The sequence below is a fragment of the Yersinia sp. 1252 StPb PI genome (assembly GCF_048593885.1).
GTDB classification, from domain to species: domain Bacteria; phylum Pseudomonadota; class Gammaproteobacteria; order Enterobacterales; family Enterobacteriaceae; genus Yersinia; species Yersinia enterocolitica_E.
In genome coordinates this window covers 1-377 of record NZ_JAZGQE010000515.1, presented here as the reverse complement: position 1 = coordinate 377, position 377 = coordinate 1, and the positions used below count along the sequence as shown (strand labels likewise).

The window sequence follows — 377 nt, the reverse complement described above, 5'->3', positions numbered from 1 at the left end:
TAATAGCTCGGCTTCTTCTTTCACAATTAATTAACCGAAGGCCAAGTAATATCAGGTGCTTTTGATGTATCAGTCCGCATCAATAACACTCGGTATTTCTTCCACGCTGCAAGCTCTGCCGCCTCGTTACCTTCGGCGTAATTACCATCAACCGAGTCTTGTCGCCAGCTAATTTCTGAGTCAGCAACCGCTTTTAACTGGCTCTTTTTAGCATTAGCATTAGCGACTAACTCATCATGAGTGAGAGGGGGTAAATCTACCCACTCAGGACGTCCATCAATGACGCCTAGCATTTCCCCATTTGGCGGCGTCTGTTTCCAGAACATCGCGACTTCCTCGTCTGTTGCCAAAACTGCATCAACGGGCCACGAATCCTC

Annotated in this window: 1 protein-coding gene; it reads right to left on the bottom strand. The window is 47.5% G+C overall.

Features of this window, described 5'->3' with window-relative positions; genetic code table 11:
- Positions 1 to 26: 26 nt before the first annotated feature.
- Positions 27 to 377: tail fiber assembly protein (locus V2A85_RS24555; RefSeq protein WP_420072674.1), on the bottom strand; the 351-nt coding region annotated here is incomplete at its 5' end.